This window comes from Streptomyces sp. NBC_01276, assembly GCF_041435355.1.
In the GTDB taxonomy this organism is placed as follows: domain Bacteria; phylum Actinomycetota; class Actinomycetes; order Streptomycetales; family Streptomycetaceae; genus Streptomyces.
In genome coordinates, this window is record NZ_CP108442.1 from 3,359,894 (window position 1) to 3,386,447 (window position 26,554).

24 protein-coding genes are annotated in these 26,554 nt (G+C 71.6%); 14 read left to right on the plus strand and 10 right to left on the minus strand.

The window, feature by feature from the left end; all coding sequences use genetic code 11:
- Positions 1–135: 135 nt before the first annotated feature.
- Positions 136–747 carry a flavin reductase family protein gene (locus OG295_RS14650; RefSeq protein WP_371681193.1) on the plus strand — a complete coding sequence of 204 codons (612 nt, stop codon included), beginning with the start codon at positions 136–138 and terminating at the stop codon, positions 745–747.
- Positions 748–1,014: 267 nt separating this feature from the next.
- Here the strand turns inward: OG295_RS14650 and OG295_RS14655 are convergent, their stop codons facing one another.
- Genes OG295_RS14655 through OG295_RS14665 form a run of 3 tightly spaced genes read right to left on the minus strand, consistent with a single transcriptional unit; the run spans position 1,015 to position 4,200 of the window.
- Entirely contained in the window at positions 1,015–2,082 is a 1,068-nt protein-coding gene (locus OG295_RS14655) for a Zn-dependent alcohol dehydrogenase (RefSeq protein WP_371677283.1), read from the minus strand.
- Positions 2,079–3,278: an acyl-CoA dehydrogenase family protein gene (locus OG295_RS14660; protein WP_371677284.1), complete on the minus strand. Its 1,200-nt coding sequence runs from the start codon at positions 3,276–3,278 to the stop codon at positions 2,079–2,081. Before OG295_RS14660 ends, OG295_RS14655 begins: the two co-directional genes overlap by 4 nt.
- 10 nt (positions 3,279–3,288) lie before the next feature.
- A complete protein-coding gene (locus tag OG295_RS14665; protein ID WP_371677285.1) occupies positions 3,289–4,200 on the minus strand; it encodes an SDR family NAD(P)-dependent oxidoreductase in 912 nt (303 codons plus the stop codon).
- A gap of 99 nt (positions 4,201–4,299) precedes the next feature.
- On the opposite strand from OG295_RS14665, the gene OG295_RS14670 reads away from it, so the two are divergent.
- The 5 genes from OG295_RS14670 to OG295_RS14690 all read left to right on the plus strand — a co-directional run bounded on the left by OG295_RS14670 (position 4,300) and on the right by OG295_RS14690 (position 10,925).
- A complete protein-coding gene (locus OG295_RS14670; RefSeq protein ID WP_371681194.1) occupies positions 4,300–5,238 on the plus strand; it encodes a cyclase family protein in 939 nt (312 codons plus the stop codon).
- 71 nt (positions 5,239–5,309) lie between these two features.
- Complete coding sequence (locus OG295_RS14675) at positions 5,310–6,101, plus strand: DUF2785 domain-containing protein (RefSeq protein WP_371677286.1); 792 nt, start codon at positions 5,310–5,312, stop codon at positions 6,099–6,101.
- Positions 6,102–6,392: 291 nt separating this feature from the next.
- Positions 6,393–8,690 carry a hypothetical protein gene (locus tag OG295_RS14680; RefSeq protein WP_371677287.1) on the plus strand — a complete coding sequence of 766 codons (2,298 nt, stop codon included), beginning with the start codon at positions 6,393–6,395 and terminating at the stop codon, positions 8,688–8,690.
- Positions 8,687–9,703 carry a hypothetical protein gene (locus tag OG295_RS14685; RefSeq protein WP_371677288.1) on the plus strand — a complete coding sequence of 339 codons (1,017 nt, stop codon included), beginning with the start codon at positions 8,687–8,689 and terminating at the stop codon, positions 9,701–9,703. Before OG295_RS14680 ends, OG295_RS14685 begins: the two co-directional genes overlap by 4 nt.
- Positions 9,704–10,379: 676 nt before the next feature.
- Positions 10,380–10,925, plus strand: coding sequence for a hypothetical protein (locus OG295_RS14690; RefSeq protein ID WP_371677289.1), 546 nt, complete (start codon positions 10,380–10,382; stop codon positions 10,923–10,925).
- 47 nt (positions 10,926–10,972) lie between these two features.
- On the opposite strand, the gene OG295_RS14695 is transcribed toward OG295_RS14690, so the two are convergent.
- A complete protein-coding gene (locus tag OG295_RS14695; protein ID WP_371677290.1) occupies positions 10,973–11,416 on the minus strand; it encodes an ATP-binding protein in 444 nt (147 codons plus the stop codon).
- 238 nt (positions 11,417–11,654) lie between these two features.
- Here OG295_RS14695 and OG295_RS14700 point away from each other — a divergent pair, with 238 nt between their 5' ends.
- The 6 genes from OG295_RS14700 to OG295_RS14725 all read left to right on the plus strand — a co-directional run bounded on the left by OG295_RS14700 (position 11,655) and on the right by OG295_RS14725 (position 18,615).
- Positions 11,655–12,503: a helix-turn-helix domain-containing protein gene (locus OG295_RS14700; protein ID WP_371677291.1), complete on the plus strand. Its 849-nt coding sequence runs from the start codon at positions 11,655–11,657 to the stop codon at positions 12,501–12,503.
- A gap of 10 nt (positions 12,504–12,513) precedes the next feature.
- The gene (locus OG295_RS14705) at positions 12,514–12,714 is read left to right on the plus strand and encodes a DUF397 domain-containing protein (RefSeq protein ID WP_371677292.1); all 201 of its coding nucleotides are present in this window, start codon (positions 12,514–12,516) and stop codon (positions 12,712–12,714) included.
- A gap of 259 nt (positions 12,715–12,973) precedes the next feature.
- Positions 12,974–13,381: a hypothetical protein gene (locus OG295_RS14710; RefSeq protein ID WP_371677293.1), complete on the plus strand. Its 408-nt coding sequence runs from the start codon at positions 12,974–12,976 to the stop codon at positions 13,379–13,381.
- 110 nt (positions 13,382–13,491) lie between these two features.
- Entirely contained in the window at positions 13,492–14,892 is a 1,401-nt protein-coding gene (locus tag OG295_RS14715; protein ID WP_371677294.1) for a pentapeptide repeat-containing protein, read from the plus strand.
- 187 nt (positions 14,893–15,079) lie between these two features.
- Positions 15,080–17,743 (plus strand): hypothetical protein, encoded by a 2,664-nt coding sequence (locus OG295_RS14720; RefSeq protein ID WP_371677295.1) that lies wholly within the window; start codon positions 15,080–15,082, stop codon positions 17,741–17,743.
- Positions 17,740–18,615, plus strand: coding sequence for an immunity 49 family protein (locus OG295_RS14725; protein WP_371677296.1), 876 nt, complete (start codon positions 17,740–17,742; stop codon positions 18,613–18,615). The genes OG295_RS14720 and OG295_RS14725 overlap by 4 nt, the downstream gene beginning before the upstream one ends.
- A 255-nt stretch (positions 18,616–18,870) precedes the next feature.
- On the opposite strand, the gene OG295_RS14730 is transcribed toward OG295_RS14725, so the two are convergent.
- The gene (locus OG295_RS14730; protein ID WP_371677297.1) at positions 18,871–21,153 is read right to left on the minus strand and encodes a DPP IV N-terminal domain-containing protein; all 2,283 of its coding nucleotides are present in this window, start codon (positions 21,151–21,153) and stop codon (positions 18,871–18,873) included.
- 55 nt (positions 21,154–21,208) lie between these two features.
- Entirely contained in the window at positions 21,209–21,877 is a 669-nt protein-coding gene (locus tag OG295_RS14735) for a DUF4097 family beta strand repeat-containing protein (RefSeq protein ID WP_371677298.1), read from the minus strand.
- Between the two features lie 261 nt (positions 21,878–22,138).
- Between OG295_RS14735 and OG295_RS14740 the strand changes: the two genes are divergently transcribed.
- On the plus strand, positions 22,139–22,903 hold the full coding sequence (locus OG295_RS14740; RefSeq protein ID WP_371677299.1) for a helix-turn-helix domain-containing protein: 765 nt from the start codon (positions 22,139–22,141) through the stop codon (positions 22,901–22,903).
- Between the two features lie 56 nt (positions 22,904–22,959).
- On the opposite strand, the gene OG295_RS14745 is transcribed toward OG295_RS14740, so the two are convergent.
- Both OG295_RS14745 and OG295_RS14750 read right to left on the minus strand, forming a co-directional pair.
- Complete coding sequence (locus OG295_RS14745) at positions 22,960–23,322, minus strand: helix-turn-helix transcriptional regulator (RefSeq protein WP_030241747.1); 363 nt, start codon at positions 23,320–23,322, stop codon at positions 22,960–22,962.
- Entirely contained in the window at positions 23,319–23,765 is a 447-nt protein-coding gene (locus OG295_RS14750) for an SRPBCC domain-containing protein (protein ID WP_371677300.1), read from the minus strand. Before OG295_RS14750 ends, OG295_RS14745 begins: the two co-directional genes overlap by 4 nt.
- Before the next feature lie 141 nt (positions 23,766–23,906).
- Between OG295_RS14750 and OG295_RS14755 the strand changes: the two genes are divergently transcribed.
- Positions 23,907–24,539 (plus strand): pentapeptide repeat-containing protein, encoded by a 633-nt coding sequence (locus tag OG295_RS14755; RefSeq protein WP_371677301.1) that lies wholly within the window; start codon positions 23,907–23,909, stop codon positions 24,537–24,539.
- A 281-nt stretch (positions 24,540–24,820) separates the two neighbouring features.
- Here the strand turns inward: OG295_RS14755 and OG295_RS14760 are convergent, their stop codons facing one another.
- Together OG295_RS14760 and OG295_RS14765 are read right to left on the minus strand one after the other, a co-directional pair.
- Positions 24,821–25,276, minus strand: a complete 456-nt coding sequence (locus tag OG295_RS14760) for an ATP-binding protein (RefSeq protein ID WP_371677302.1) — start codon at positions 25,274–25,276, stop codon at positions 24,821–24,823.
- 368 nt (positions 25,277–25,644) lie between these two features.
- Positions 25,645–26,553, minus strand: coding sequence for an acyl-CoA dehydrogenase family protein (locus tag OG295_RS14765; protein WP_371681195.1), 909 nt, complete (start codon positions 26,551–26,553; stop codon positions 25,645–25,647).
- Position 26,554: the final 1 nt, after the last annotated feature.

The window sequence follows — 26,554 nt, forward strand, 5'->3', positions numbered from 1 at the left end:
CGCCACCATGCCGAGCCCCCGCGCGCGGGGGCCCGTACGGGCCACGAGGGCCGGGGCGTTTCACCCGTTCGGGCGCCCCCCTTCCTATCTGACGAACCGTCAGGTTCAATCGGTGGCGTGATGGGACACGCAGGGATGGCGGCCACCGTCGTCCGATACCTCAGGTCGGTCGGCTCCCCCACCTCCACGGGGGCGGAGCCCGACCGCGTCGACGCCCTGCCCCGCCCCGACCTGCGGGCCGTCGGGGAGGACGAGCGCGCGCCCGTCAGCCCCGCCGAGTTCCGGGCCGTCCTCGGGAACTTCGCGAGCGGGGTCACCGTCATCACCGCCCCGGCGGCGGAGGGGGAGGAGGGCCCGGCCGGCTTCGCCTGCCAGTCCTTCGCCTCGCTCTCCCTGGACCCGCCCCTGGTCACCTTCATGGTGGCCCGTACGTCGACCACCTGGCCGCGGATCGCCCGCGCCGGGGTGTTCTGCGTCAACATCCTCGGGGCCGAGCAGGGCGAACTGTGCCGGTCCTTCGCGGTGAGCGGCGCCGACAAGTTCGCCGGGATCGCCCACCGGCCCGCGCCCGTCACCGGATCGCCCCAGCTCGACGCCGTGCCCGCCTGGATCGACTGCCGGATCCACGCCGTCCACACCGGCGGGGACCACCTGATCGTGGTGGGCCGGGTCGAGGCCATGGGCGCGGCCGGCGAGGGCGACCCGCTCCTCTTCCACAAGGGCCGCTTCGGCCGCCTGGCCGACTGACGTTCGCGGGTGCCGCGGAGGGCGCCGCCGTCCCCGTACGCGTCACCCTGGACAGCGGGGCCGCCCCGGAGGGCGCCGCCCTGCCCGGTGCCGCGCCCGTCGACGCGCTGTGGGGCGGGCCCGCCCGGCACCGGATCGTGGTGACGGGCGGGCTCTCCGAACGGTCCCTCGACGCCCTGGGGTGGCCGGCCGCGTTCCTCGCCGAGGGCTGCGCCGCGCAGGGCGTGACCGGCCCCCTGCTGCTCACCGCCACCCCGTACGGCGCGCCTAGAAGGTGAGCACCCCGCGCGCCACCCGTCCGTGGTGGGCATCGTCGACGGCCTTCGCGAAGTCCTCCACCGGGTAGGTCTCCGTCACCAGTTCGTCCAGCAGCAGCTTCCCCTGCCGGTACAGCTCGGCGTACAGGGCGATGTCGCGCTGGGGGCGCGAGGACCCGTACCGGCAGCCCATGATCGTCTTGTCCAGGTACATGGACGACACGAGGAAGGACGCCTCCTCCTTGAAGCCGGGCACGCCGAGCAGGACGGCCTGCCCGTGCCGGTCCAGCAGGTCGATCGCCTGCCGGATCAGCTTGACACTGCCCACGCACTCGAAGGCGTGGTCCGCGCCCGTCGGCAGGATCTCGCGGACGGCGGCCGGGGTGTCCGCCACCGCCGAGGCGTCGATGAAGTGGGTGGCGCCGAACTGCCGGGCCACCGCCTCCTTGGCCGGGTTCGCGTCCACCGCCACGATGGTGGTGGCTCCCGCGATCCGCGCGCCCTGGAGCACGTTGAGCCCGATGCCGCCGGTGCCGATGACGACCACCGACTCGCCCCGGTCCACCTTCGCCCGGTTCAGGACGGCCCCGACGCCCGTGAGCACCCCGCAGCCGATCAGCGCGGCCGAGGCCGGCGGGATGTCTGCGGGGATCTTCACCGCCTGGACGGCCCTGACGATCGTGCGCTCCGCGAAGGCCGAGTTGGAGGCGAACTGGTAGAGCGGCTTCCCGCCGCGGGAGAACGGCTGCTGCGGCATCCCGATCGCCTTGCGGCACATGGTGGGCCGGCCCCGGTCGCAGTCGGCGCACGCCCCGCAGTTCGCGAGCGTCGACAGGGCCACGTGGTCGCCGGGCGCCACGTGCGTGACCCCGGCGCCGACCGCCTCCACCACCCCCGCGCCCTCGTGCCCGAGCACCACCGGCGGCGGGAACGGGATCGTCCCGTCGATCACCGACAGGTCGCTGTGGCACAGCCCCGCCGCACCGATCGCGACGAGCACCTCCCCCGGCCCCGGATCCCGGATCTCCAGGTCCGCGACCACCTGGGCCTGCTTGCCGTCGAACACGACGCCTCTCACCTGGGCTCCTTAGGCAGGCCGAGCACCCGCTCGGCGATGATGTTCCGCTGGATCTCGTCCGAGCCGCCGTAGATGGTGTCGGCGCGGGTGAACAGGAAGAGGCGCTGTTCCTCGTCGAGCCCCGCCCCGTACGGGACCTGCGGCGACCACGGGCCGGGTCCGGCGGTCGCCGCCGCGCCCCGTACGGCCACGGCCAGCTCGCCGAGCCGCCGGTGCCAGCGGCCCCACAGCAGCTTGGCCACGCTCGGCGCGCCCGCGTCCCCGGCGGTCCCGAGGGTGCGCAGGGCGTTCCACCGCATGGTCCGCAGCTCGGCCCACTGGCGTACGAGGTCGTCGCGCAGGGCGGGGTCGGGGGCTGCGGAGGCCACGTAGGCGTCGATCACCCGTTCCAGTTCGGCCGCGAAGCCGATCTGCTGGACGAGGGTGGACACGCCCCGTTCGAGGGCGAGCAGGCCCATGGCGACGGTCCAGCCGTTGCCCTCCCCGCCGACGACGTCGGTGGCGACGGCGCCGTCGAAGAAGACCTCGTTGAACTCGGCGGTGCCGGACATCTGGCGGATGGGCCGGACCTCGATCCGGCCGGGCTGGTCCATGGGCACGAGGAGGAAGGACAGGCCCCGGTGGCGGCGCGAACCGGCTTCGGTGCGGGCCAGGACGAAGCACCGGTCGGCGTCGTGGGCGAGGGAGGTCCAGATCTTCTGCCCGGTGACGCGCAGCAGCCCGTCGGCCGGGTCGCGCACGGCGGTGGTGCGCACCCCGGCCAGGTCGGATCCGGCGCCGGGTTCGCTGTAGCCCTGGCACCACAGTTCCTCGCCGCGGGCGATGGCGGGGAGGTGGCGGGCCTGCTGTTCGGGGGTGCCGTAGGCGATCAGGGTGGGGGCGAGGAGGTTCTCGCCGATGTGGCCGACCCGGCCGGGTGCGCGCAGCGCCGCGTACTCCTCGGCCCAGACGACCTGGCCGGTGAGGGAGAGCCGTTGCTGCCCGTAGGTCCCGGCGGGCAGGTCCCAGCCCGTGCCGATCCAGCCGCCGCGGCCGAGTTCCCGTTCCCAGGCGCGGCGGGTGGCCACCTCCTGGTGCTCGCTGCCGGGCCCGCCGAGGCCGACGGCCCGTTCGTAGGGGCCCGTGAGGTGCTGTGCGAGCCAGGCGCGGGCGCGGGGCCGCAGCTCCCCGTCCTCGGTCCCGAAGCTGAAGTCCACCGGCTCCCCCTCACGCGTTGGGGCGGTCCTTGGCGGCCGCCGCCCTTGCCATGGCCTCCAGTTGCGCGAGCATCGGCATCGGGTCGGTGCCGACGGTGCCGGGCAGGAAGTCGGCGATCTTCTCGGGGGTCCAGGAGCCTTCGGCGTAGCCGGCGCGCAGTTCGCGGGGCTGCGCCCAGACGGCGATCTTGGGTCCGGCGATCGTGTAGACCTGCCCGGTGATGCCCTCGTCCTTGGCGCGGTCGCTGAGGAGGTAGGTGACGAGGGCGGCGACGTCCTCGGGCTCGCCGATCTCCTTGAGTTCCATGGGGACGTTCGCGGACATGCGGGTGCGGGCGACGGGGGCGACGGCGTTGGCGGTGACCCCGTACTTGTTGAGGCCGAGGGCGGCGCTGCGGACGAGGGAGATGATCCCGCCCTTGGCGGCGCTGTAGTTGGCCTGGGCGACGGAGCCCTGGTGGTTGCCGCTGGTGAAGCCGATGAGGGTGCCGGTGCCCTGCCTGCGCATGACGGCGGAGGCCGCCCGGAAGACGGTGAAGGTGCCCTTGAGGTGGGTGGCGACGACCGGGTCCCATTCGGCTTCGGACATGTTGAACAGCATCCGTTCGCGCAGGATGCCGGCGACGCAGACGACGCCGTCGATGCGCCCGTACTGGGCGAGGGCGGTGTCGACGATGCGCTGTCCGCCCTCCATGGTGGAGATGTCGTCCGCGACGGCGACGGCCTGCCCTCCGGCGGCGGTGATCTCCTTGACCACGGCCTCGGCGACCTCGCTGGTGGGCTCGCCGCCCTCGATCCCGACGCCGTAGTCGTTGACGACGACCCGGGCGCCCTCGGCGGCGGCGGCGAGTGCCACGGCCCGCCCGATGCCCCGGCCCGCGCCGGTGACGGCGACGACCTTGCCTGCCAAGAAGTTCCCCACGTCCGGCCCCTTCCCGCGTTTTCTGACGGTCCGTTAGATTCTATGACCAGTCAGATCCCTTCGCACAAGCCCCCGTTGCCCCCGCACCTCCAGGAGCTGATGAAAACCATGAGCAGCCTGCCCGCCGAGTTCCACGACATCGCCAAGCGCGTCAACAACTGGGGCCGCTGGGGCGCCGACGACGAGATCGGCACCCTGAACCTGATCACCGGGGAGGTCGTCCGGGCCGCCGCCGCCGAGGTCCGCACGGGCCGCCGCGTCCCGCTCGCCCTGCCGCTCAAGGAGGACGGGGTGCAGGCCGGGATGATCCCCGGGCGGATCAACCCGCTGCACACGATGGTCCAGATCAACCAGGAGCTGTTCGGGCCGGGCACGGTGGCGTGCAGCGACGACGCCGTGACGATGGGGCTCCAGTCGGCCACCCACTGGGACGCCCTGACGCACGTCTCCCACTCCGGGCGGATCTACAACGGCCGCCCGGCGTCCACGATCACCGCGCACGCGCGCGCCGAGTTCAGCGGCATCGACAAGGCCACCCCGATCGTCTCGCGCGGGGTCCTCCTCGACGTCGCCCGCGCGAAGGGCCTGGACCGGCTGCCGGGGGGCCACGCCGTCACGCCGGAGGACCTGGCGGAGGCGGAGGAGTTCGCGGGGGTGGAGGTCCGCGCGGGCGACGTCGTCCTCGTCCGCACCGGCCAGATCCAGGTCTACCTGGCGGGCGACAAGCACGGCTACGGCTTCCCGTCCCCCGGGCTCTCGGTGCGCACCCCGCAGTGGTTCCACGCCCGCGACGTCGCGGCGGTCGCGAACGACACCCTGACCTTCGAGATCTTCCCGCCGGAGATCGAGGACCTGTGGCTGCCGGTGCACGCCCTCCACCTGGTCGAGATGGGCATGCACCAGGGCCAGAACTGGAACCTGGAGGAACTGTCCACAGCCTGTGCGGAAGCGGGCCGGCACTCCTTCCTCCTGTCCGCGATGCCGGAACCCTTCGTCGGCGGGACCGGCACCCCGGTGGCCCCGGTGGCCATCCTCTGACCCCCGCGACAAGGGGCCCGCGGCCGATATTGCGTGGTGCGCGGCGACGGCGGGCCCTATCGTCCCGGCACGTGACCGACTGGACAGAGATCGAAGCCGCCGGCTGCCCCGCGCCCGCCGACCGCCCCCTGGAAGAACTGGTACGAGAGCTCTCCGAGGCCTTGGCGGACCCTGATCCGCGGATCCGGGACGGAGCCCCGTACTCCGTCCTCGCGTCCTGGATAACGGGCGGGGTGATCGGCGCGTCCCGGCGGCTGGAGCTGGGTGACGAGATGGCCGCCCGCTTCCGCCACCCGCAGGTCCAGGCCCGCACCTTCGCCCCCCTCGTCCTCGACATGCTCGTGGCCAGGGGGGACTTCAGGGCCGGCTGGGTGGACGCGTTCGAGCGCTGGTACCCCGCGGAGCAGGACCTGCGCGGCCACGACCCGGAGCTGGGCTGGCTCCACGCCGTCGCCCACGGGGCCGACCTGCTGGGCACGCTCGGAGGTCACCCCGAGGTGGACCCGGCGCGGATGCTGCACCTGGCCGCCGCCCGGCTGACGGCACCCACCGCCCACGTGTACGACCAGCTGGAGGACGACCGGCTGGCGCGGGGCGTCGCCCGCGTCCTCATCCGGCCGGACCTGGGCGAGGGCGACGCGACGGCGTGGCTGGACCCGATCGCCGCCGCGTTCGGCGCCGACAGCATCAGCACCCCGGTCCCCGCCCACATCAGCAACTGCCTGCGCACCCTGCGCCTGCTCTACGTCCTCGCGGACCGCGGCGCCCGCCCGGACCAGACGTCGCCCCGCACCCCCCTGCGCCACCGCGAGGCCCTCAAGTCCCGCCTCGCCGACACCCTCGACCGCATCGTCAAACGCTGAACCCGCGCGGGGCGCGGTCAGCACGGGGGCGAGCACGATCGGACCCCACGCCATCACCGGGCCGAAGAAGAATGCAGTCGGCACCGCTTTCCAGACGGATTTCAACTGCCGCCCCTCCCATTTCGGCCACGCCTTCCCACCAACCCGTTTCTCCTTTGGCGCTCACGGAATCCGGCAGGTAGACATGGCATCGGTCAAAGCGATCAATTCCCGGGGGGCGGGGCAGAAGTGACGGATCACGTACCGATCAATCCGTGCACGATTCCGCAGTTCACGGGTGACCTGGACGCGTTGGAGCAGGACAAGAACGCGATCACGACGGCGGCGGGGACCTTCCGTGACGCGGGGTCGAACGTGGACTCCGAGTTCCAGGGCCTGTCGGCGTTCTACTCGGCGCCGGAGGCGGCGCAGTTGTTCGCGACGACGAAGCCGGTGAAGACGGACAGTGATTTCTTCGCCGATCAGCTGGAGTCGGCGGCGACGGCGCTGGGTGAGTACATCACCGAGGCGCGGCCGATCGTGGCGCGGCTGAAGGAGCTGCAGGCGAAGGCGTCGACGTTCAGCAACAAGATCAGTGGTGACAAGCACTGGAAGGACGACGGGGACAAGATCGATGAGAACAACGATCTGATCCACGACGTCAACGCGGCCGTGTCGGCGTTCTGGGCCGCCGAGCGGACGTGTGCGAACAAGATCCGTGCCCTGTACTGTGCGGCGCCGCTGACGGCGGATGACGGTTCGCACGGCGCGAACATGTACGGGTACAAGGGCGAGGACCTGAACAAGGCGCAGGACCTGCCGTGGGGTTCGCAGCTGGAGGAGACCCATCGGGCGTGGGAGATCGGTTACTGGGCGAAGTCCTTCGTCTGGGACGGTCTGATCGTCGACGGGATCTGGGGCACGATCCGTGGCCTGGGAACGCTCATCGGTGTCGACGGGTGGGACAAGGCCGGTCAGGCCTGGACGGGGCTGGCGAAGCTCGCCACAGGCCTGGCCCTGACCACCTACCCGGGAGTGGGCACCGCGTTCTGGATGGCCGACGACAAGCAGCTCCCGTCGTGGCTGCGTGACTCGCGTAATGCGATGAAGGAGACGGGCAAGGCGCTGGTCGCCTGGGACGAGTGGGGCAAGAACCCGGCCCGCGCGGCCGGTGCGGTCACCTTCAACGTCCTGACCACCGTGTTCACCGGCGGTGGCGGTACGGCCGCGAAGGCGGGCACGGTGGCGAAGGTCATCAGCGTGGCCGGGAAGGCGGGCCGCCTCATCGATCCGATCACCTACATCGGCAAGGCCGGCTCGCTGGCGAAGATGAAGATCGGTGACCTGTTCGCGAACCTGGGCAAGGCCGACGGGGCGTTCCCGAAGATCGACGACGTGATCTGGAAGGACCTCCCGAAGGCCGACGCGCCCGGGATCACGTTCCCGCACCCCGAGGACACCGTCCGTCTCCCCGACGACGCGCTGGGCCGTCCGCAGTACTTCGACAAGACCTCGAACCAGCTCCTGGACCACAACGGGCTGCCCAAGCAGGACCTCACCGCGGTCCCCAAGGGCGTCGACCACCCGCTGGCCGAGGTCCCCAAGCACGAGAACGTCCCGGTCGGCGTCGGCGCCCACACCGCCGACGTCACCTCCCACACCCCCGGCGCCACGCCCTCCCGCACCCCCGGCGGCGCAGCCGACAACACCGCCCACAACAGCCACACCGAACCCGGCGGGGGCACAAGCACAGGCGGCCAAGACACCACCCCCACCGGCGGCACCCACCACAACGACACCCCGTCCACCGGCGACCACGACAACGGCCACGGCCCGGCCGTCCCCCACCAGGGCGCTGACCCGATCGGCGGTGGCGATCTTCCTTCGGGTGGCCATGGCCACCCGAACGAGACGAACGGGCCCGCAGGCTGGGAGCGGGCGCAAGGATCAGGCCCCCTCGAACGCGGAGGGACGCTGGAGCGGCAAATCCGGGAGCAGATTCGGGGCACCACGACCAAACACAGCGATCTTCCCGCAATCCTGGAAACGCTGGAAAATAACCCCGCCGGCCGCGAGATGGCGGACACCATCGCCTCGGGCCGCTTCAAGGACTCCGAAGGATTCGGGTACGTGGTCTCGAACCTCTCTCGCCCGGACGAAGCGTCCGGCTGTCTTGAGCAGATCCGCCTGGCCAACAGACTGCACGAACAGGGATTCACCGACCTCTCATTCGAAATCAAGCAGGGTGGACATGAGATCAAGCCCGGGGTGTTCACAGGCCCGAAGACCGACCTTGACCTGATGGTGCGAGAGGCAGACGGCACAGTTCACGGTTGGCAGTTCAAAGACATGACGGGACCCAAGTCGCCAGATGCGCCGGCCACGGTCGTCCGCAACATTTTCAAGAGCATGCATCAGCTCATCGACTCCCGTGCGGATGTCCAGACCTTCGTCGTCGAAACGAAGGCGTCGAAGGCTGAGATACTGACGCAGATCGACCGAATTCAGGAACGCTTCGACGCGAAGAACGTTCAGTTCGTCATCCGCACGCCGGACGGGGTCATCTTCGTGCCTCGTGATGGTCACTTCACACCGGAGGTAACGCCGTGATCGCCAGTACGCCCGTTGCCCGGTGGACCTGGGGCAGGGATACAGAGACCGCCGATTCCGTCCTGAGCTGCATCACCGACCTCGTGGCCGCCTACTCGGTCCTTGCCGATCACCGGTTGGCCGTGGGCGGGACAACCGTACATCTGGCCGTTCCGGAGTGGGGAAGTCCGCAGAGCTACCTCTTCGAGGGCGACCTCACGCTGTCTGCGGGGCGGGAAGAGGAGCAGTCCGCCGAACGCCTCGCCAGGCAGATCCAGCAGGCGCTTCGCCCCGGTCGCATCGGATCCGTCGACGCCCAGGCGATCTGCTCGGGAATGCGCGACGGTAAGACGGGCGGGCTGGAGAAGGGCATGTTCCTCCTGGGGGCCTCCGCGTTCGACGGGTTCGTCACCGTTGAGCTGATCACGTACTCGGACATCTGGATGAGCCATGACCTCAAGGGCCGCGCTCAGCCGACCCTCCACGACGCGAACGCACCGAGGCTGTCAGCAGCCCTCCGAGGCCTTGCCGAGGTGCTCGACTCGGAGACGGACCCGGAAGAGCCCACCTACTTCGCCAAGGCCACGGAGACGGGCGTCGAGAACTTCTTCGGCAGTGACGGGCGCGCCTCCGACGTGTGGGCCAGCTACGAAATTCCCTACAGGAAGCGAGCCTTCCGCAATGCCCCCGCCTTCGATGCCGCGTACAAGCGCTCTGCTGCTGGCCCGGTGCAGTGCATCCCCGTTTCAAACGCGCACGAAGTGGTCGTGGGGTACGCATGGGCCTCTGATGGCGAGGGGGCAGCGAGCTTCGAACCGCGAGACGCCGTCGGCGAGGAGGGGATCGAGGCGGGTCACCTCTGGTTGGAGCGCTTGGGCGCCGCCTATGAGCGTGGTCTATCCCCTTCACAGGCTCTCGCCGAATTCGCTGGGCGGACGGCGGGCGACGAGCCCTGGACTCTGGATCTGACTGCTCTTCGGGAGCTTGCGAGCGAGGGCCCGCCCGGTAATCACGTACGAACCGTGGGCGACTGATTCCCAGAGCCACCCTTCCAGCTCCCATCTCAGGCGGGAGCATTTACGGCGGGCGGCACTCTGGGTTTCACGAACTCCGCTCTTCGACCTCGTCGCCAGTCGCGTCCGACTGGACCCCTGGGAGGCACATACGGCGGCGGAGCCGCTGGTGTGGCTCGACAGAACAGCCTTCGACGCCATTGATCAGGCAGGAATTCGACACGAGCCGCGCCGAGCGCGACCCTTGAAGTCGGGACCAGGCGGTGGGCCGGGGACCGCGTGCCCGTCAGTTCGCGGACCAGAAGGTCCCAGCGGAGGCTGTGAACATAGGGCAGGCAGTCGAGGAACGCGCGCAGCAACTCCATGCCGCCCGGCTCCCACCTCGCCGTGACATCTACTACACCTCCCGACCCCTTCGCCCTGTTTTGCGCCATGCGGCGTGAGCGCCCGGTCTATGCGGATGAACACGCACGCCAGCGGGGGAAGAATCATTGCCGTGTACACCGAGATGCGTACGTCCGTACGAGATGGCTGGGGCCGGTGGTGCTGGGCAACAGCGGTGATGGGTGCACAAAGGAGTCACAGCGACTGATTCCACCCTTCATGCGACGCGTGGGCTTCGAAAGGATGGTCCCGACAATCCGGGCCGCCCGCACGGACGGGCGGCCTCCGGTCGCCGACCCAGAGGGGAACCACCATGTCAGCGCGCAAGACCCTGGCGATCACCGCCGCCACCGCGGCCCTGATCGCGGGCCCCGCCCTGTCCGCCCACGCCTCGACCGCCACCCCGACCGACCAGCAGACCGTCTACGCCGGGCAGGCACGGGCCGCCGGCCTCTCCGGCCGGCAGGCCGGGCAGCTCCAGCGGCGGGTCGACGCCGTCCTCGCGAAGGACCCGCAGGCCCGCCAGGTCTCCGCGAACACACTCGCCACCGCCGGCGGCACCGTGACCGTCGCCGTCCCCGGCCGCGCCGAAACCCGCGACCTCGCCTCCCCCGAAACGGCCCTGGCCTGCAACAACGGCCACCTGTGCATCGTCGACGGGCGGGGTTACGCCTACGACTTCTACCGCTGCGGCTACTACGACTTCGACGGCGTCGGCGACGGCACCTTCAACAACAACCAGACCTCCGGCACCCGGGCCCGCTTCTACAACTCCGACGGCAGCGAACGCTGGTCGAACGTGGCCAAGTCCACCGGCACGGCCTCCTGGACCCCCGTCTACCACATCCGCCCCTGCTGACCGGACCCTCCGAAGGCGCCCCCGCCCATCCCGGGCGGGGGCGCCGCTCACGCGTCCGGGAACAGGCGGAACCAGACCGCCTTGACGCAGGATCCGGCGGCGGCCGTCACCGCCCACTCGTCGGCGTACACGGCGACCAGTACGAGCCCCCGCCCGCCCGTGACCATCGGGCCGGCCACACCGCCGCCGGGCGGTCGGCGCTCGGGTGCGCAGTCGTAGACGTAGACCGTCACCCGGCCGTCCAGCAGGGCGACCTCGACGGTGATCTCCGGCGTATCGGTGTGCCGGTACGCATTGGTCACCACCTCGGAGGTACAGAGCCGCGCCCGCTCCCGCAGGGCGTCCCCCCATCCGGGCCCACGCAACAGGGACACCACCCAGTCCCGCGCGATCCCCGGAGTCCGCGCCCGACTCGGCGCGGTCATCCGATAGCTGAGCCCGGACGATCCCCCCGCGTGGGTCAAAGCTCCCGTGTTCTTCATCCCGCTCATCTCCCAAGGCAGTCGGGTGCCGTCCCGAGACCCCCCAGCCCGTGTCCCTGGTCATGCGCGCCGCCCCAACAGGCTTCACGTCGACTGCACTTCGGGCTGAGCGGAACGGATTCCACTGCCCGGAACGTAGGGCGCAACATTGGGACGGCGCAACAGTGGGACACCCGTACCATCCGAATGAGTGGACCCTCGACCCCGTCGAGCGGCACACTCGTATCCGGAAGAGAGGGAGGGCCCCATGCCGCCGAGGAGCTACCCGACCGCCCGCCAGAAACGGCTGGGCGCGGAACTGCGCAAGCTCCGCGAGAGAGCCGGCATGAACGGCGCCACCGCAGCCGCGTACCTGGGCGGCGAACGAGCCCAGATCAGCCATATCGAATCAGGTCGTTACGGCGTCAGCGACGAGCGGGTGCGCCGCCTGGCTGCCCACTATTCGGCCACCGACAAGCACCTCGTCGACGCGCTCGCCGCCATGGCGATGGAACGCGGCAAGGGCTGGTGGGACGAGTACCGGGGCGCCCTCTCGCCGGGCTTCCTCGACGTGGCCGAGCTCGAATTCCACGCCACGCACATCCGCGTGATCCAGATGCTGCACGTCCCCGGGCAGCTCCAGACCGACGCCTACGCCCGGAGCCTGATTCGCAGCGGGATGTCCGACCTTCCGGCGGCCGATCTCAACACCCGTGTCGAGCACCGCATGAGACGTCGCGTCATCTTCGAGCGCCCGCGACCCACCCCCTTCGAGGCGTTCATCCACGAGGCCGCCCTCCGCATGCGCTACTGCGACGCGGACACCATGCGGGAGCAGCTCGAGTTCTTGCACGAGATGTCGCACCGGCCGTCGGTGACCGTCCGCATCGTGCCCTTCGGGCGCCAGATCACCGGCTCGGTGCATTCGGTGCTCTACGCGGGCGGCGCCATTCCGGCGCTCGACACCGTCCAGATCGACAGCGCTTTCGACGGCGGCTTCCTGGACGCAGAGGCTCAGCTCACCAAGTACCGGGGATTGCTCGCATCCATCGAGTCGATCTCCCTCGGAACGGAAGAGTCGAGAGAACACATTCACCGCATCGCTCAGGAAGTGTGAGTCAAGGCGCATGGCCGACGGAATCAAGTGGCAGAAGTCCTCTTTCTCGGGACCGGACGACAATCAGAGCTGCGTTGAGCTGGCGCCGGTCGCCGGCGCGATCAAGATGCGGGAGAGCGACGACCCGGACGTGGTCGTGACCACGTCGGTGGAGAAGCTCCGCGCGTTCATCCTCGGAGTCAAGGCGGGCGAATTCGACCACCTGATCTGACGAACCCCGCGCCCAGGCGCCCCCACCTACGCAGGTGAGGGGCGCTTGGCATATGCCGGTACAACTTTGGGACGTCACACTGTTGCGACGCTCCAGCCCGTGAGGATACGGTCGCCGTACGTCACCACGGCGGCTGGTCCGCCAGACCGGCTCCGGTGGCGCAACTCTGCCCAGCCATGCGCCGGCTGGGCAGAGCCCCTCCCGTTCCGCGGCACGGCCCGGAGGGAGCGGAAGGTCCCCACCCGGCAGGAGGCCCCATATGCTCACCCGCCCGCAGGGCGCGAACCCACCAGCCATCCGGTCCAGGACCCGGGACCTCACGGCGGCCATCCTCACGGGCTACTGGTTCGAGGCCCTCTGCCACCGGGACGCCTACGACGGGCCGCCCGAACTGCTCTACCGCGTCATGCTGGACGCCCCCGCGGACGCCGTCCGCCTGATCCGCCTCCAGATCCGCACCACACACCCCTTCGCCCTGACCCCCGCCGAGGTCGAACGGGCCCTCGCCTGGGCCGACGGCGACGGCCGGATCCAGGCCCTGGCCGCCCTCCACCGCGGCGAACCCGCCGGCTTCAGCATCGTCCTGCGCGACGGCACCCGCCCCGAATGGCGCGTACGCCCCGTCAGACACCTCTCCCTCACTGCCCCACACCGCGCCGCCCGCTGACGCCGTGCCCGTCGGCGGTGGGTCGACGGCGGTGGGTCGACGGCGGTGGGTCGACGGCGGCCGGGAGCACGGGTGCGCACCTGATGGCCGGGCCCGCCTAACGTGGCCCCATGGCAGAGATGCGCGGAACCGCGTACGGGTTCCTGGTCGCCGGGCGGCCGGGAGCCGGGGAGTTGGCCCGGGTGCTCGGAGCGGTGCTGGGGGTGGGCGCCGCCGGGGTGGAGGTCGGGCCCGAGGGGGAAAGCGACGGCTGGCGGTGGGACACCCCCGTCCAGTGCGGGATCCGGTGGCACGCGCGGGGCGACGTCCCCTGCTCCCTGGAGGTGTACGCGGGCCCCGCCGTCCTCGGGGCGCCCGGCACCGCCGAGGTGGGCCGGGCCCTGGCGTCCGGGCTGGGCATGACCGTGCTGACCGGCTTCGGCGACGTCCTGCCCTGGATCGCCCGGGTGCTGACCCCCACCGGCGGGGCGACCTTCGCCCGCGTCGAGGAGCCCGACGACCCCGGGGAGGACGGGGAGGACTGGGCGGGTCGGGTGACGGCCACGCAGGCCCGGGTCGACGCCTTCCCGCACGCCGAGGTGCGCGGGCTGCCCGAGCTGGTCCGGGCGGCGCCGGCCGCACCGGCCGGTACCGACCGGCGGCTGTGGGGCTGGGCCGACCTGATCTGCCGCATGGAGGCCGACTGGCCGCCCCTGCGCTGGTACGGGCTGGACGAGTACCGCGGGGACCTGGCGGGCCGGGACGGGCTGGCGGATCTGGAAGGGAATCCGGAGCTGGGCGCGCTCGACGCGCGGTTCCGGGCCGTGACCGTGGAGGACGGCGGCGAGGAGATCGGCCCCGGGCCGGCGGACGGCGCCTGGTACTGGCACCGGCGCCCCGCTGTCCTGCCCTGGCGGGTGCTGCCGCCCGCCGACCCGGAGGCCGCAGACCGGCTGTGGGAGTGGGTGCGGGAGGGCGCCGGGGCCCACGGCGGCACCGACATGGCGGGGCTCGACCTCGGCGGGGCGGTCCTGGACGGCGCCGACTTCGCGGAGTCCTGGTTCGCCGGGACCCGACTCGCCGGCGCGCGGCTGGTCGGCACCGAGTTCCACCGCGCCCACCTCGCCGGGGCCGACCTCAGCGGCGCCGACGCCACCGGGCCCTGTTTCGTACGGGCCGACCTGGACGGCGCCGACCTGCGCGGAGCCGTCCTCGACGGGGCCGACCTCGTCCGGGCGGAGCTCTACGGCACCGACGCCCGCGGGGCCCGCCTGCGCGGCGCCCGCATCCTCGGCGCCTCGCTGCTGGACACCGACCTGCGCGGCGCGGACCTCAGCGGCGCGGAGCTACGGGAGAACTCCTTCCGCGCGCTCCTGGACGACTCCACCCACGTGACGGGCCTGACGGGAACGGTGTTCGGCCCGGCCACCCTCGTGACCCCGGACGGCAGCCGGAACTCCCTGGGCGGGCGGGACTTGGAGGACTGGCTCCGCGCCCGCGGCGCCGACGTGCGGGTCATCGCGCCCTGTTGACCGCCCGACGGCGACGGTGGTACGCGTAGGTGAGGGCGACCACCATCGGGCCCCACGGCCTCGGCTGTCGCCCCGAGCTTTCGGCTGCACGTTGCCACCGACCCGTTTCCCCTTTGGCGTTCGCCGGGTCCGGGAGGTAGACATGAGAGTGCGGCAACAGGATCGATCTTCCGGGGGCGGGGCAGAAGTGACGGATCACGTACCGATCAATCCGTGCACGATTCCGCAGTTCACGGGTGACCTGGACGCGTTGGAGCAGGACAAGAACGCGATCACGACGGCGGCGGGGACCTTCCGTGACGCGGGGTCGAACGTGGACTCCGAGTTCCAGGGCCTGTCGGCGTTCTACTCGGCGCCGGAGGCGGCGCAGTTGTTCGCGACGACGAAGCCGGTGAAGACGGACAGTGATTTCTTCGCCGATCAGCTGGAGTCGGCGGCGACGGCGCTGGGTGAGTACATCACCGAGGCGCGGCCGATCGTGGCGCGGCTGAAGGAGCTGCAGGCGAAGGCGTCGACGTTCAGCAACAAGATCAGTGGTGACAAGCACTGGAAGGACGACGGGGACAAGATCGATGAGAACAACGATCTGATCCACGACGTCAACGCGGCCGTGTCGGCGTTCTGGGCCGCCGAGCGGACGTGTGCGAACAAGATCCGTGCTCTGTACTGTGCGGCGCCGCTGACGGCGGATGACGGTTCGCACGGCGCGAACATGTACGGGTACAAGGGCGAGGACCTGAACAAGGCGCAGGATCTGCCGTGGGGTTCGCAGCTGGAGGAGACCCATCGGGCGTGGGAGATCGGTTACTGGGCGAAGTCCTTCGTCTGGGACGGTCTGATCGTCGACGGGATCTGGGGCACGATCCGTGGCCTGGGAACGCTCATCGGTGTGGACGGGTGGGACAAGGCCGGTCAGGCCTGGACGGGGCTGGCGAAGCTGGCGACGGGTCTGGCGATCATGTCGGTGCCGGGTATGAGCACCGCGTTCTGGATGGCGGACGACAAGGACCTGCCGCCGTGGATCCGTGATTCGCGTACCGCGGTGAAGGAGACGGGCAAGGCGCTGGTCGCGTGGGACGAGTGGGGCAAGAACCCGGCCCGCGCGGCCGGTGCGGTCACCTTCAACGTCCTGACCACCGTGTTCACCGGCGGCGCCGGTACGGCGGCGAAGGCGGGCACGGTCGGCAAGATCCTCAGCGTGGCGGGCAAGGCGGGCCGGATCATCGACCCGATGACCTACATCGGCAAGGCCGGCAGCCTCGCCAAGATCAAGATCGGTGACCTGTTCGCGAATCTGGGCAAGGCCGACGGGGCGTTCCCGAAGATCGACGACGTGATCTGGAAGGACCTCCCGAAGGCCGACGCGCCCGGGATCACGTTCCCGCACCCCGAGGACACCGTCCGTCTCCCCGACGACGCGCTGGGCCGTCCGCAGTACTTCGACAAGACCTCGAACCAGCTCCTGGACCACAACGGGCTGCCCAAGCAGGACCTCACCGCGGTCCCCAAGGGCGTCGACCACCCGCTGGCCGAGGTCCCCAAGCATGAGAACGTCCCGGTCGGCGTCGGCGCCCACACCGCCGACGTCACCTCCCACACCCCCGGCGGCACGGCCGGCCACACCCCGGGCGGCGCAGCCGAACACACCCCCGGCGGCGCGGCGGACCACACCCCGGGCGGCGCCGCGGACAACGGCGCCCACAACAGCCACACCGAACCCGGCGGCACCACCCCCGGCCACGGCGGCACCGACACCACCCCCACCGGCGGCACCGCCCACGGTGGCGACGGCGGCGGAGTCCCGCACCAGGGCGACGGCGGTGGCATCCCGCACCAGGGCGGCGGCGGTCTCCCGCACCAGGGTGGCTCCGGCCTCCCCGACAACCTCGGCCACGAGCCGGGCCACGGCGCCGACGGCACCGGCCCGGTGGCTCCCGGGCACGGCGAGCGCCCGGAGCTCCCGCCGCACCGGGACAACCCGCACGACTACACGACCGCCGAGCGCAAGCAGATCATGGAGTACCAGGTCCACCGGGCGAACGACCCGGCCGACGGGTACCGCCAGCAGTACTACAACAAGCTCGGACACCGGCTGAGGGTCGTTCCGGACCACACCGGACTCGTCCCGCCGCAGTTGGTCGAGGTCGAACCGGGCAAGTGGATTCCGAAGTCGGAGCTGCCGCCGCCGATCCCGCCGGACTACCTGGCCGACGCCAAGACGGTCGGCCATGACCACCCCACGGTCACCAAAGAGATGACCGACAAGCTCGACAGCGCGGCGAAGGACCGCTGGGACGCCATGCAGGCGGACCGCAAGCCGCACACGGACTACGCCGACGCCAAGGCGGCGCACAAGGCGGCGGGTACCGACGAGACCCTGGCCGCGATGGAACAGGCCAGGGCCGACCACAAGCCCTTCCACGAGGCGCTCTCCAAGAAGAGCGAGGCGTTCGGCGAGGCGATCGCCCGCGAGCACGCGATACCGAAGGAGTTCCCGGGCGCCAAGGAGGAGAAGGTCTTCGGTCCGGCGAACGGCAACGACCAGTTCGACCAGGTCTACAAGCACGGCGACCGGTATGTGGTGGTCGAGGCCAAGGGCAACGTCGGCACCGAGCTCGGTGAGCGGCGCATAGGCGGCGACCGGGTGTCGCAGGGCACCCGTGCGTACTTCGAAGACATCCTCGCGCAGATGGAGAAGCGGGGTAGAACGAACCCGGCGGAGAAGGCGCTCTTCGACAAGCTCGATGCCGCACTGAAGGCAAACAAGATCGACTACGTGGTGGTCAAGGGCGCCGACAACGCCGGTACGTACACCGGGCATACGATTCAGCGCTTTGACATCGGCAAGTGACAGGGGAAGAGATGACGGTCATCGTGGAGAGCCACGCCGGCCCCCAGCCCGAGAGCGCGGACTGGGTCAGGGGCCAGGACGAGCGGCTGGTCGCGAACATCGACGAGCTCGCCGTGCTCCCGGGTCAGCTCGGGCGGGTCTGGAGTCAGGCTGACCTGCACGTGCAGTCCCGGACGCTGGTCGATCCGACGGCCGAAGAGCTGACGACGTGGGAGACGGTGGTCGACGCCGCGCAGTTGGGGGCCGCGCTGTTCCGTACGGCGGGAATGACCGAGGGTGCGACGCAGGTGCGCATCCACCACGAGATGCGCACCCTGCCCGCGACGGGTCCGAACCACCACGCGCGCGCCTCGGCGTGGGTCGAGGCGTTCTGGTACGCGATCATCACGCGTGACCAGGCGCGGATGACGGAGCTGTGCGAGTTGCCGGTCGACGTCCTGCGGGCGTCGGGTGCGGACCACGACGACTACCTGTACCACTGGGTGGCGACGTTGCAGGCGTACTGGCTCAAGCGGCCCGAGCTGGTGGAGGAGCTGACGGCCACCTTCGACAGGTCGCACCCGGACGTCGCGCTGATCGCCGGACGCGAGTACATCCAGCAGGTGGCGTACCCGCCGATCAACCTCTTCTACAAGTTCCTGCGCAAGGACGAGGAGGGCTTCCACGCGGCACTCGTGGAAGCCCTGGAACTCCACAAGCGGTACTGGACGGCCACCCCCGAGCGGGCCGAAGACATCGAGGGCAGGGTGCCGGTCGCGCTCCTGGCCGTGGCCTGTCTCGCCTACGACGGCGGGATCCCGGTCGACGTCGAGTCCCCGTACCTGCCCGTACACCTGCTGAAGCGTTCCTGGCTCGGTGAGTTCGAGGTGTGACATGAGCCCGGCGCAGGTCTGCCTTGACGTCTACCTCGACGGGATCAGGAACGGCTTGTCCCAGAGACCGTCTGGGACGACGAAGGTCGCCTTGTCCGCGACTGGCATCGCGCATAGGGCCGGGGTGCACGGGGGGGGTCCCTCCCCTGATGGTCCCGCCGGCGCCACGATGACGGGTTCGAGCCGACCGGTAGCCGCCTTCGCGGAGGCGGAGGCGGCAGCGGCAGCGGCAGCGGCCGGTCGGGGGACGTGCTGTCAGGCGAACAGGTCCGCGAGCATGGCCGGGCTGATCGCGATCGGGGCCGGGCGGTAGGCGGGGGGCTTCGTGTCCGTCAGTTCGCGGACCAGGAAGTCCCAGCAGCGCTTGCGGACGTAGGACAGGCAGTCGAGGAACGTGTGCTCGGCGCCGGGGACGATGAGCAGCTCGAAGTCCTTGTCCGCGGCGAAGAGCCGGTCGGCCAGGCGCAGGGTGTGGTCGGGGTGGACCTGGTCGTCCATTTCGCCGTGGATGAGGAGGAGTTTGCCTTCCAGCCGGTCGGCGAGGTCGACGTTGGAGGTGCGGGCCCAGGCTTCGGGGTCGTCCGCGCCGTCGTAGGTCTCGACGAAGCCCAGGTTGAAGTGGCGGGCGTCGTGCGGGCCGGAGAGGGCGACGCCGGCCTTGTAGACGTCGGGGTGGTCGAGCATGGCGCGGGCCGCGGCGAAGCCGCCGCCCGAGTGGCCGAGGACGCCCGCGCGGTCCAGGTCCATCCACGGCCGGGTCCGGGCGAGCTGCCGCAGTGCCGCCGCGTGGTCGGCCAGGGAGCCGGCGTCGGCCAGGTTCCCGTACGAGGCGTCGTGGAAGGCCTTGCTGCGACCCGGGGTGCCGCGGCCGTCCAGTGCGATCACCACGAAGCCGAGTGCGGCGAGCGGCTCCGCGTCGAGGCCCATGCCGCCGGGGTCGAAGCACGGGGCGACCCGGGTGACCTGCGGGCCGGGGTAGAGGTGGTCCACCACCGGGTAGTGGTGGGCGGGGTCGAAGCCGCGGGGGCGGTAGAGGATGCCGTAGATGTCCGTCACGCCGTCGGCGGCCTTGACGCGGAATCGTTCCGGCGCGGTCCAGCCGGTCGCCGTGAGCCTGCTGACGTCGGCGCGCTCCAGCTCGGTCAGGACGCGGCCGGACCAGTCGAGGACGCGGGTCACCGGCGGGGTGTCCACGGTGGACGCGGAGTCGATGAAGCAGTCCCGGCCGGGCGCGAGGGTGACCACGTGGTCGAGTTCGTCGTCGGTGACCTTGGCGAAGCCGGAGCCGTCGAGGGCGGCTCGGCAGACCGTGCGCCGGTACGGGTCCTCTTCGACGAGCCCGGAGGCGGTGAAGTACACCACCCGCTCGGTCTCGTCGACGTGCAGGATCTGCCGCACGACCCACTCGCCGGAGGTCACCTGCCCCAGGAGCGCGCCGGTGCGCAGGTCGTAGCGGTAGAGGTGGCCCCAGCCGTCGCGCTGGGAGTACCAGAGCACCTCGTCGGCCAGGATCTCGACGATGGGCGGTTCGTACGCCCACTGGTTGGGTTCGACGCGGGTGGTACCGCTTTCGCTGAGGACGGTGGTGACCTCGCCGGTGGCCGGGTCCATCCGGTGCAGGGTGAGGGTGCGCAGGTCGCGGGGCCGGTCCAGGTAGTACACGGCCGAGCCGTCCGGGGCCCACCGGGCCCACTTCGTCGCGATCGGCGACAGCTGCGGCATGAGGAGCGGGTCGGCCTGGGCGCGGACGACGGTGCCTTCGGCGACGTCGAGCACGACCAGCCGGGCGAGCGGCACGTGCTCGTCGCCGGGGTAGGCGTAGCGCTGGGTGTGCAGGAGGGGCGCTCCGCCGTCGGCGGGCCGGGCCTGTACGAGGTGGGTCTCGCGGACGTCGCGTTCGTCGGTCTGGTGCGCCAGTACCTTCGTGGAGTCGGGCGACCAGGCCAGCGCGGGCGGCAGGTACGGCAGGCCGATCTTGGCCAGCAGGGTGGTGTTGGCGGTGCATTCGGGGCCGGGGCCATACTGGTTGCCGGGCTCGCCGTCGGTGGTCAGCGGCCACTCGCGGCCGTCGGACAGCGAGCGGGCCCACAGGTCGTGTCCCCGCCGGGACACCGCGACCTTGCCGTCGGGTGAGGGGACTTCCAGGGGGCTGCCGGGCGGGGTGAACCCGGCGCGCTCGCAGACGTAGCCGTCCAGGCCGCAGCGCCAGTACTCGCCCAGCGCGAAGAACTCGACCGCGTTCGCGGCCGGCTGGAGGTCGATGGCCGCGAACGGCAGGGCCTCGGGGTCGACCGGCTGACCGGAGGCGTCGGCCAGCGCGGCGGCGAGCCGCGCGTGGTCGAAGGCCGGCTCGCGGGTGCCCGCCGTCGGGTCGACCAGGACGAAGCGCCTGCCGGCGCCGTCGCTCACGGCGTACCAGAACCGGGCGCCCCCGTCGATCCACTGCGGCCTGACCTTGTCGGCGGTGACGAGCTCGCCGGGGCGGGCGGGGCGGCTGAGGAGCTGTTCGGCGGCCCGGTAGTCCTGATCGGTGGTCATTCTTGGTGCCCTTTGCCTGAGTTGGAGTCGCTGAAGGGGGGAGAGGGAGTGGTCGTCACAGGCTGCGGGCGGTGATGTCCCCGTAGTCGGTGGTCGCGCGGATGGTGAGGCCGGCGGTGCCCTCGGTGTTCTGGAGGCCGTTCTGGATGCGGCCGTGGCCGGTGCCGGCGTCGAGGGAGGCGGAGACGCCCCGGGCGGCGCCGACGCTCACGTCGCCGGCGCTGGTGCGCAGGGTGAGGGTGCCGTCGTGGGCCTCCGCGACGCGGATGTCGCCCTTCTGGGTGCTGATGTCGGCGTCACCGCGCAGGCGGCCGACGGAGATGTCGCCGGCCAGGGCGGCGAGGCGGGCGCCCGCGGCCTCGTCGAGCTCGATCGAGCCCTGGGAGACCTCGAAGGCGACCTCGCCGAGGGGTCCGACACCGCGGAGTTCGGCGGCGGCGGCCTTGGCCTCGACGCGGGAGCCGGCGGGCAGCTGGACGGTCACCTCGATGGAGCCGGTGGCGCCCAGGACCTGGTTCTTCGGCGCCGGGGTGGCGATCCGCAGGACGCCGTCGCGGAAGTCGACGGTGGTCTGCTGCGCGGCCTTGACGTCGCGGCTCCTGGAGGCGTGCGAGGGCAGGATCTCGACGGTGGTGTCGTCCCGGTCGGTGGCGATGAAACGGACGCTCCCGGCGGGGACGTCGAGGACGGTGGAGATCGGGGCGGGGGTCTGGAACTTCTGCATGATGTTTGCTTCCTTCGACCGACTGCGTTTTCTGACATCGCAAAAGCTACGTTGCGTTCGCATGTCAGGCAACAGGTTCGTTGCGAAGTAATGGTATATCTGCAGGTCAGATACCGAATATCGTTGCAATGATCTGGAGTTTAACGCAACAGTCATGGCCATGAACGTTGCAATGAATTGGACGCGAACGCTATGCTGGAGGCACCGGGGCCACGAAGGGCCGCCGAGGGCCGCCGCAGGCCACGCACGAAGGAGACCGCGATGCCGGGAGGCAGGCTCACCCAGCAGGAACGCCAGCAGATCGCGCTGGGGGTGGCCGACGGCCTCGCCTACGCGGAGATCGCCCGGCGCCTCGACCGCCCCACCTCGACGGTCACCCGCGAGGTCATGCGCAACGGCGGCCCCACCGGCTACCGCGCCGACCTGGCCCAGCGCGCCACCGAACGCCGCACGCACCGGCGCGGCCAGACGACGGCCCGGAGCCCCCAGACTCCCCCGCCGGCGCACGGGCGCGACCCCGAGGCGCTGCGCGCGTACGAGGAGACGTTCACCACCGTCCTCGTACAGTCGGGCATGCCGACGATGATGGCCCGGGTGCTGACCTGCCTGTTCACCACCGACGAGGGAAGCCTCACCGCGTCGGAACTCGTCCAGCGGCTCCAGGTCAGCCCGGCGTCCGTCTCCAAGGCGATCAGCTACCTCGACGGCCAGGGCCTCGTCCGCCGCGAACGGGACGAACGGCGGCGCGAGCGCTACGTCGCCGACAACGACGTCTGGTACCAGTCCATGATGGCCAGCGCCCGCGGCACCGCCGTGCTCGCCGAAACCGCCCGCCAGGGCGTCGGCGTCCTCGGCCCCGACACCCCCGCCGCGGTCCGCCTCGAAAACATCGCCCGCTTCGTCGACTTCGTCTCCGAGAGCATCTCCCGCGCCGCCGACCAGGCGCGCGACATCCTCCACCCGAAGCCCGAGGGCACCCCGGCCGACGCCTCCGACACGTCCGCTCCCGGCCCGGACCGCGGATAGCCGGCGGCCGGCGGCCCGCCCGCGCGTGCGGCCGAGGCCGCGGAACGCGGGCCGCCCTAAGGGGCGTCCCGTTCCGCGGCCTCGGCCGTCTCCGCGAGGAGCTTGATGCGTGCCAGACGGCGGTCCCAGTCGGCCGCGAGGGCGGCCATCCAGCGGGCCGTCGCGTCCAGCGCCGCGGGCCGGACCGCGTACCGCACCTCGCGCCCCACCCGTCCCCCGCGCACCAGACCGGCGGCCTCCAGCACCGCGAGGTGCTTGACCACGGCCTGGCGCGAGACGGGGACCCCCTCGGCGAGGGCGGTCGCGCTGGCCTCGCCCCGCGCGGCGAGGAGGTCGAGCAGCAGGCGCCGCGTGGGGTCGGCGAGCGCGGCGAGTACGGAGTCCACGCCCTCCGCGCCGCCCGGCCTCGGGTCCGTCACGCCGAGGACTCCTCGGCCCGCTTCTTGAACGCGTCGAGCACCTGCGGCCAGCCGCCGGTGTTGTCCTCCAGTGCCTTGGCGCGCAGTTCCTCGGCCCCGGGGAGCTCCGCGAAGCCGCTCTCGACGACGCGCAGCCGCGTCTTGTCCCCCTCGGGCGTCAGCGTGAACTCCACGAGGGTGGTGTTGTCCCCGCGCAGCTCCTCGCCCGGGAAGGCGCTGGCCCAGCGGTACGCGACGTACGTCGGCGGCTCGACCTTCTCCACGCGCACCGGGAAGTCCCCGTACTGGGGGTTCTTCGCCAGCATCGACTCGCCCTCCCGGGCGACGGTCCCGGCCACGCTCTCCGGTTCGGCCACCCAGAACCCGGGTTCGGTCACCAGCGACCAGACCCGCTCCAGCGGCGCTTCGATCAGGGTTTCGCGTTCGATCCTGTCCTGGATCATGACGAGCCTCTTTCCTCGACACCATTGATGCAACTCCAGGGTTGCACCTGACCCCCCTCTGACGCAACCGGAGAGTTGCACTTCCCGTGGCGGATACCCTCGTCCGGACGACGGGCGGGCCACAGCCAACAGGGGGTTGCCATGGAATTCCGGGCCGCCGACCCCGAGGCCGCCCACTGGCTGGCGCGCTGGCTGGCGGACGGGAGCCCCTACGGGGCCGACATGACCGAGCTCGACTTCGGCGGCGCGGACCTCGCCGGGGCGGACTTCTCGGGCGCCCTGTTCATCGGCGCCCGCCTCGCGGGCGCCCGCCTGACCGGCACGGACTTCTACCGCTGCCGCCTCCAGGACGCCGACCTCACCGGAGCCGACGCCACCGGCGCCTGTTTCGTCCGGGCCGTGCTGGACGGGGCCGACCTGCGCGGAGCCGTCCTCGACGGGGCCGACCTCGTCCGCGCGGAGCTCTACGGCACCGACGCCCGCGGCGCCCGCCTGCGCGGCGCCCGCATCCTCGGCGCCTCGCTGCTGAACACCGACCTGCGCGGCGCGGACCTCAGCGGCGCGGAACTCCGGGAGAACTCCTTCAAGGTGCTCCTGGACGACGACACCCGCGTGGCGGGCCTGACGGGAACCGTGTTCGGCCCGGCACGACTGGCCGACGGCCCGGACGGGGCGTCAGGGACCCCCCTCGCCGGAGCCGGACTGGAGGACTGGATCCGGGAACGCGGGGGCGACGTACGGGTCATCGAACCCCTGGGTCCGCCCCGCCCCTGACGCCACCGCCGACCGGCGCCCCGCCCGCCGACCGCTCCGGGTCCCCCTGGACGTGCACGTCCGCCCGGGCCCACGGCGCCCGGATCCGGGCCGCGCGGGTCGCGCGACCGGGCGGGAACCTGCGGGTGGCGGCGTGCGTTCGTGCGCACCCCGAGCGCGGCACGGCAGCCGCCACCCCACGACCCGCACTCGTCAAGGCAGGAAACACTCCCTTGGCGTCCCCTCGCGACGAATCGCTCAACACAAGGGTGATCAACAGGTGACGAACCGTCAACACCTCGTTAGAGGTACACGCGCGGTTCCCGCCTCCGGGCAAATTCTTGGTCGGGGCGCACGGCGGGGGCCGCCGGTTCCGCCCGGTCGATCTCGCACCAGATCCGTTTGCCCGCACCCTCGCGCTGCCAGCCCCACCGGTCGGCGAGCCCGTCCACCAGCTCCAGCCCGCGCCCGCCGGTGTCCTCGCCGCAGGCCTGCCGGCGGGCCGGCGCCCGGTCGCTCGTGTCGGCGACCTCGACCCGCACGCCCGGCCCGCCGAACAACATCCGCAGCACGGCCGGACAACCCGTGTGCACGACCGCGTTCGTGACCAGCTCGGAGATCAACAGGACCAGCGTCTCGGCGAGCGGCTCGTCGTCCCCTATGCCGGACCACGCCAGCCTGGACCGGGCCCACCGGCGGGCCCGGCCGACCTCGGCGGGATCCGGTCCTACCTCCAGCTGCACCTGAAGCACCTGCACCGCTCACACCATCCGAACCGGCGGACACTTCGCCTCGCGACGGGGCGGGATCACCGCTCGTGATCCCCTTGCCGAGCAGCATGGTTGACATACAGTCACCACAACAAGCGCTTCGGGCATATTCCAGCGCGAAGGAGTAGGCGTGGTGCATACTGTGCGACGCTCACGCCGCTCAACCGCTCGCATTCGTGGGAGCGTACCGGAGCACACCCCTGCCTCCGGCCCGGATCGGGGCGGCCGAAGGACACAAACCGATATCAACTCTCTGTAATCGGACATGCGTCCCACGTCGTTCCTCCCGTGCCCAGCCCCGGCCGGCCCCGGCCCGACCCGGCCCGCGCGGCCCCGTTCCCGTCACAGCCTGCTACCTACGGCACCACCGCCTCCTCCAGCAGCCGCTCCGCCAGGAACTCCTCCGCCCGCGCCGCCGTGCCCCACTGCCGCGCCCGCACCCACGCCCGTTTCAGGTGCAGGTGCACGTCCGCCTCCCAGGTGAAGCCCATCCCGCCGTGCACCTGGAGACAGTCCCGGGCGCCCCGCAGCGCCGCCTCGTCCGCCAGCAGTTTGGCCGCCGCGACCTCCGCGCCGTCCGCCGTCACCGCCGCCGCGTAGACCGCCGTACGGGCCACCTCGGCGCGCACCAGCATGTCCGCGCACAGGTGCTTGACCGCCTGGAACGCCCCGATCGGCTGCCCGAACTGCTCGCGCTCCCCCGCGTACCGCACCGCCAGCTCCACCGTCCGCAGCGCGCTCCCGACCTGCAGGGCCGCCGTCAGCAGCGCCCCCTCCTCCCGGTACGCGTCCACCTGCGCGCCCCCGGCCGGCTCCGCCCGCCACAGCGGGGTCAGCGGGTCCGCCGAGCGCACCGGGGTCCCGGCGGGGAGCGGGTCCTCCCCGAGCACCGCGTCGGCGTCGCCCAGGTGCGCCACCAGCGGCCCGTCCAGGTCGAAGGCGGTGACCACGGCCGTCCCCTCCGCCGCGCCGGGGACCGCCCCGGCGGCCAGGTGGGTGGCCACCAGCGGCCCCGGCAGCAGGGCCCGCCCGGCCTCCTCGAAGACGAGGACCGCCTCGGGCAGGCCGAGCCCGACCCCGCCCCGCTCCTCCGGCAGGCGCAGCGCGAACAGGCCCGCCCCGCCCAGCTCCCGCCACAGGTCCCGGTCCAGGGCGCCCCCGGCGTCCACCGACGCCCGCAGGGCCTCGCGCCCGTACCGTCCGGCGAGGAGGTCCCGTACACCCGCCCGCAGGTCCCGCTGGTCCTGCGTCGGCTGGAAGTCCACG

What these genes read in the sequence shown, in the direction of transcription:
- OG295_RS14755 (WP_371677301.1), top strand. Translation starts at nt 23,907, where the DNA reads ATGGAATTCCGGGCCGCCGACCCCGAGGCCGCCCACTGGCTGGCGCGC.
- OG295_RS14715 (WP_371677294.1), top strand. Translation starts at nt 13,492, where the DNA reads ATGGCAGAGATGCGCGGAACCGCGTACGGGTTCCTGGTCGCCGGGCGG.
- OG295_RS14690 (WP_371677289.1), top strand. Translation starts at nt 10,380, where the DNA reads ATGTCAGCGCGCAAGACCCTGGCGATCACCGCCGCCACCGCGGCCCTG.
- OG295_RS14710 (WP_371677293.1), top strand. Translation starts at nt 12,974, where the DNA reads ATGCTCACCCGCCCGCAGGGCGCGAACCCACCAGCCATCCGGTCCAGG.
- OG295_RS14650 (WP_371681193.1), top strand. Translation starts at nt 136, where the DNA reads ATGGCGGCCACCGTCGTCCGATACCTCAGGTCGGTCGGCTCCCCCACC.
- OG295_RS14730 (WP_371677297.1), bottom strand. Translation starts at nt 21,153, where the DNA reads ATGACCACCGATCAGGACTACCGGGCCGCCGAACAGCTCCTCAGCCGC.
- OG295_RS14670 (WP_371681194.1), top strand. Translation starts at nt 4,300, where the DNA reads ATGAAAACCATGAGCAGCCTGCCCGCCGAGTTCCACGACATCGCCAAG.
- OG295_RS14740 (WP_371677299.1), top strand. Translation starts at nt 22,139, where the DNA reads ATGCCGGGAGGCAGGCTCACCCAGCAGGAACGCCAGCAGATCGCGCTG.
- OG295_RS14750 (WP_371677300.1), bottom strand. Translation starts at nt 23,765, where the DNA reads ATGATCCAGGACAGGATCGAACGCGAAACCCTGATCGAAGCGCCGCTG.
- OG295_RS14705 (WP_371677292.1), top strand. Translation starts at nt 12,514, where the DNA reads ATGGCCGACGGAATCAAGTGGCAGAAGTCCTCTTTCTCGGGACCGGAC.
- OG295_RS14735 (WP_371677298.1), bottom strand. Translation starts at nt 21,877, where the DNA reads ATGCAGAAGTTCCAGACCCCCGCCCCGATCTCCACCGTCCTCGACGTC.
- OG295_RS14695 (WP_371677290.1), bottom strand. Translation starts at nt 11,416, where the DNA reads ATGAGCGGGATGAAGAACACGGGAGCTTTGACCCACGCGGGGGGATCG.
- OG295_RS14700 (WP_371677291.1), top strand. Translation starts at nt 11,655, where the DNA reads ATGCCGCCGAGGAGCTACCCGACCGCCCGCCAGAAACGGCTGGGCGCG.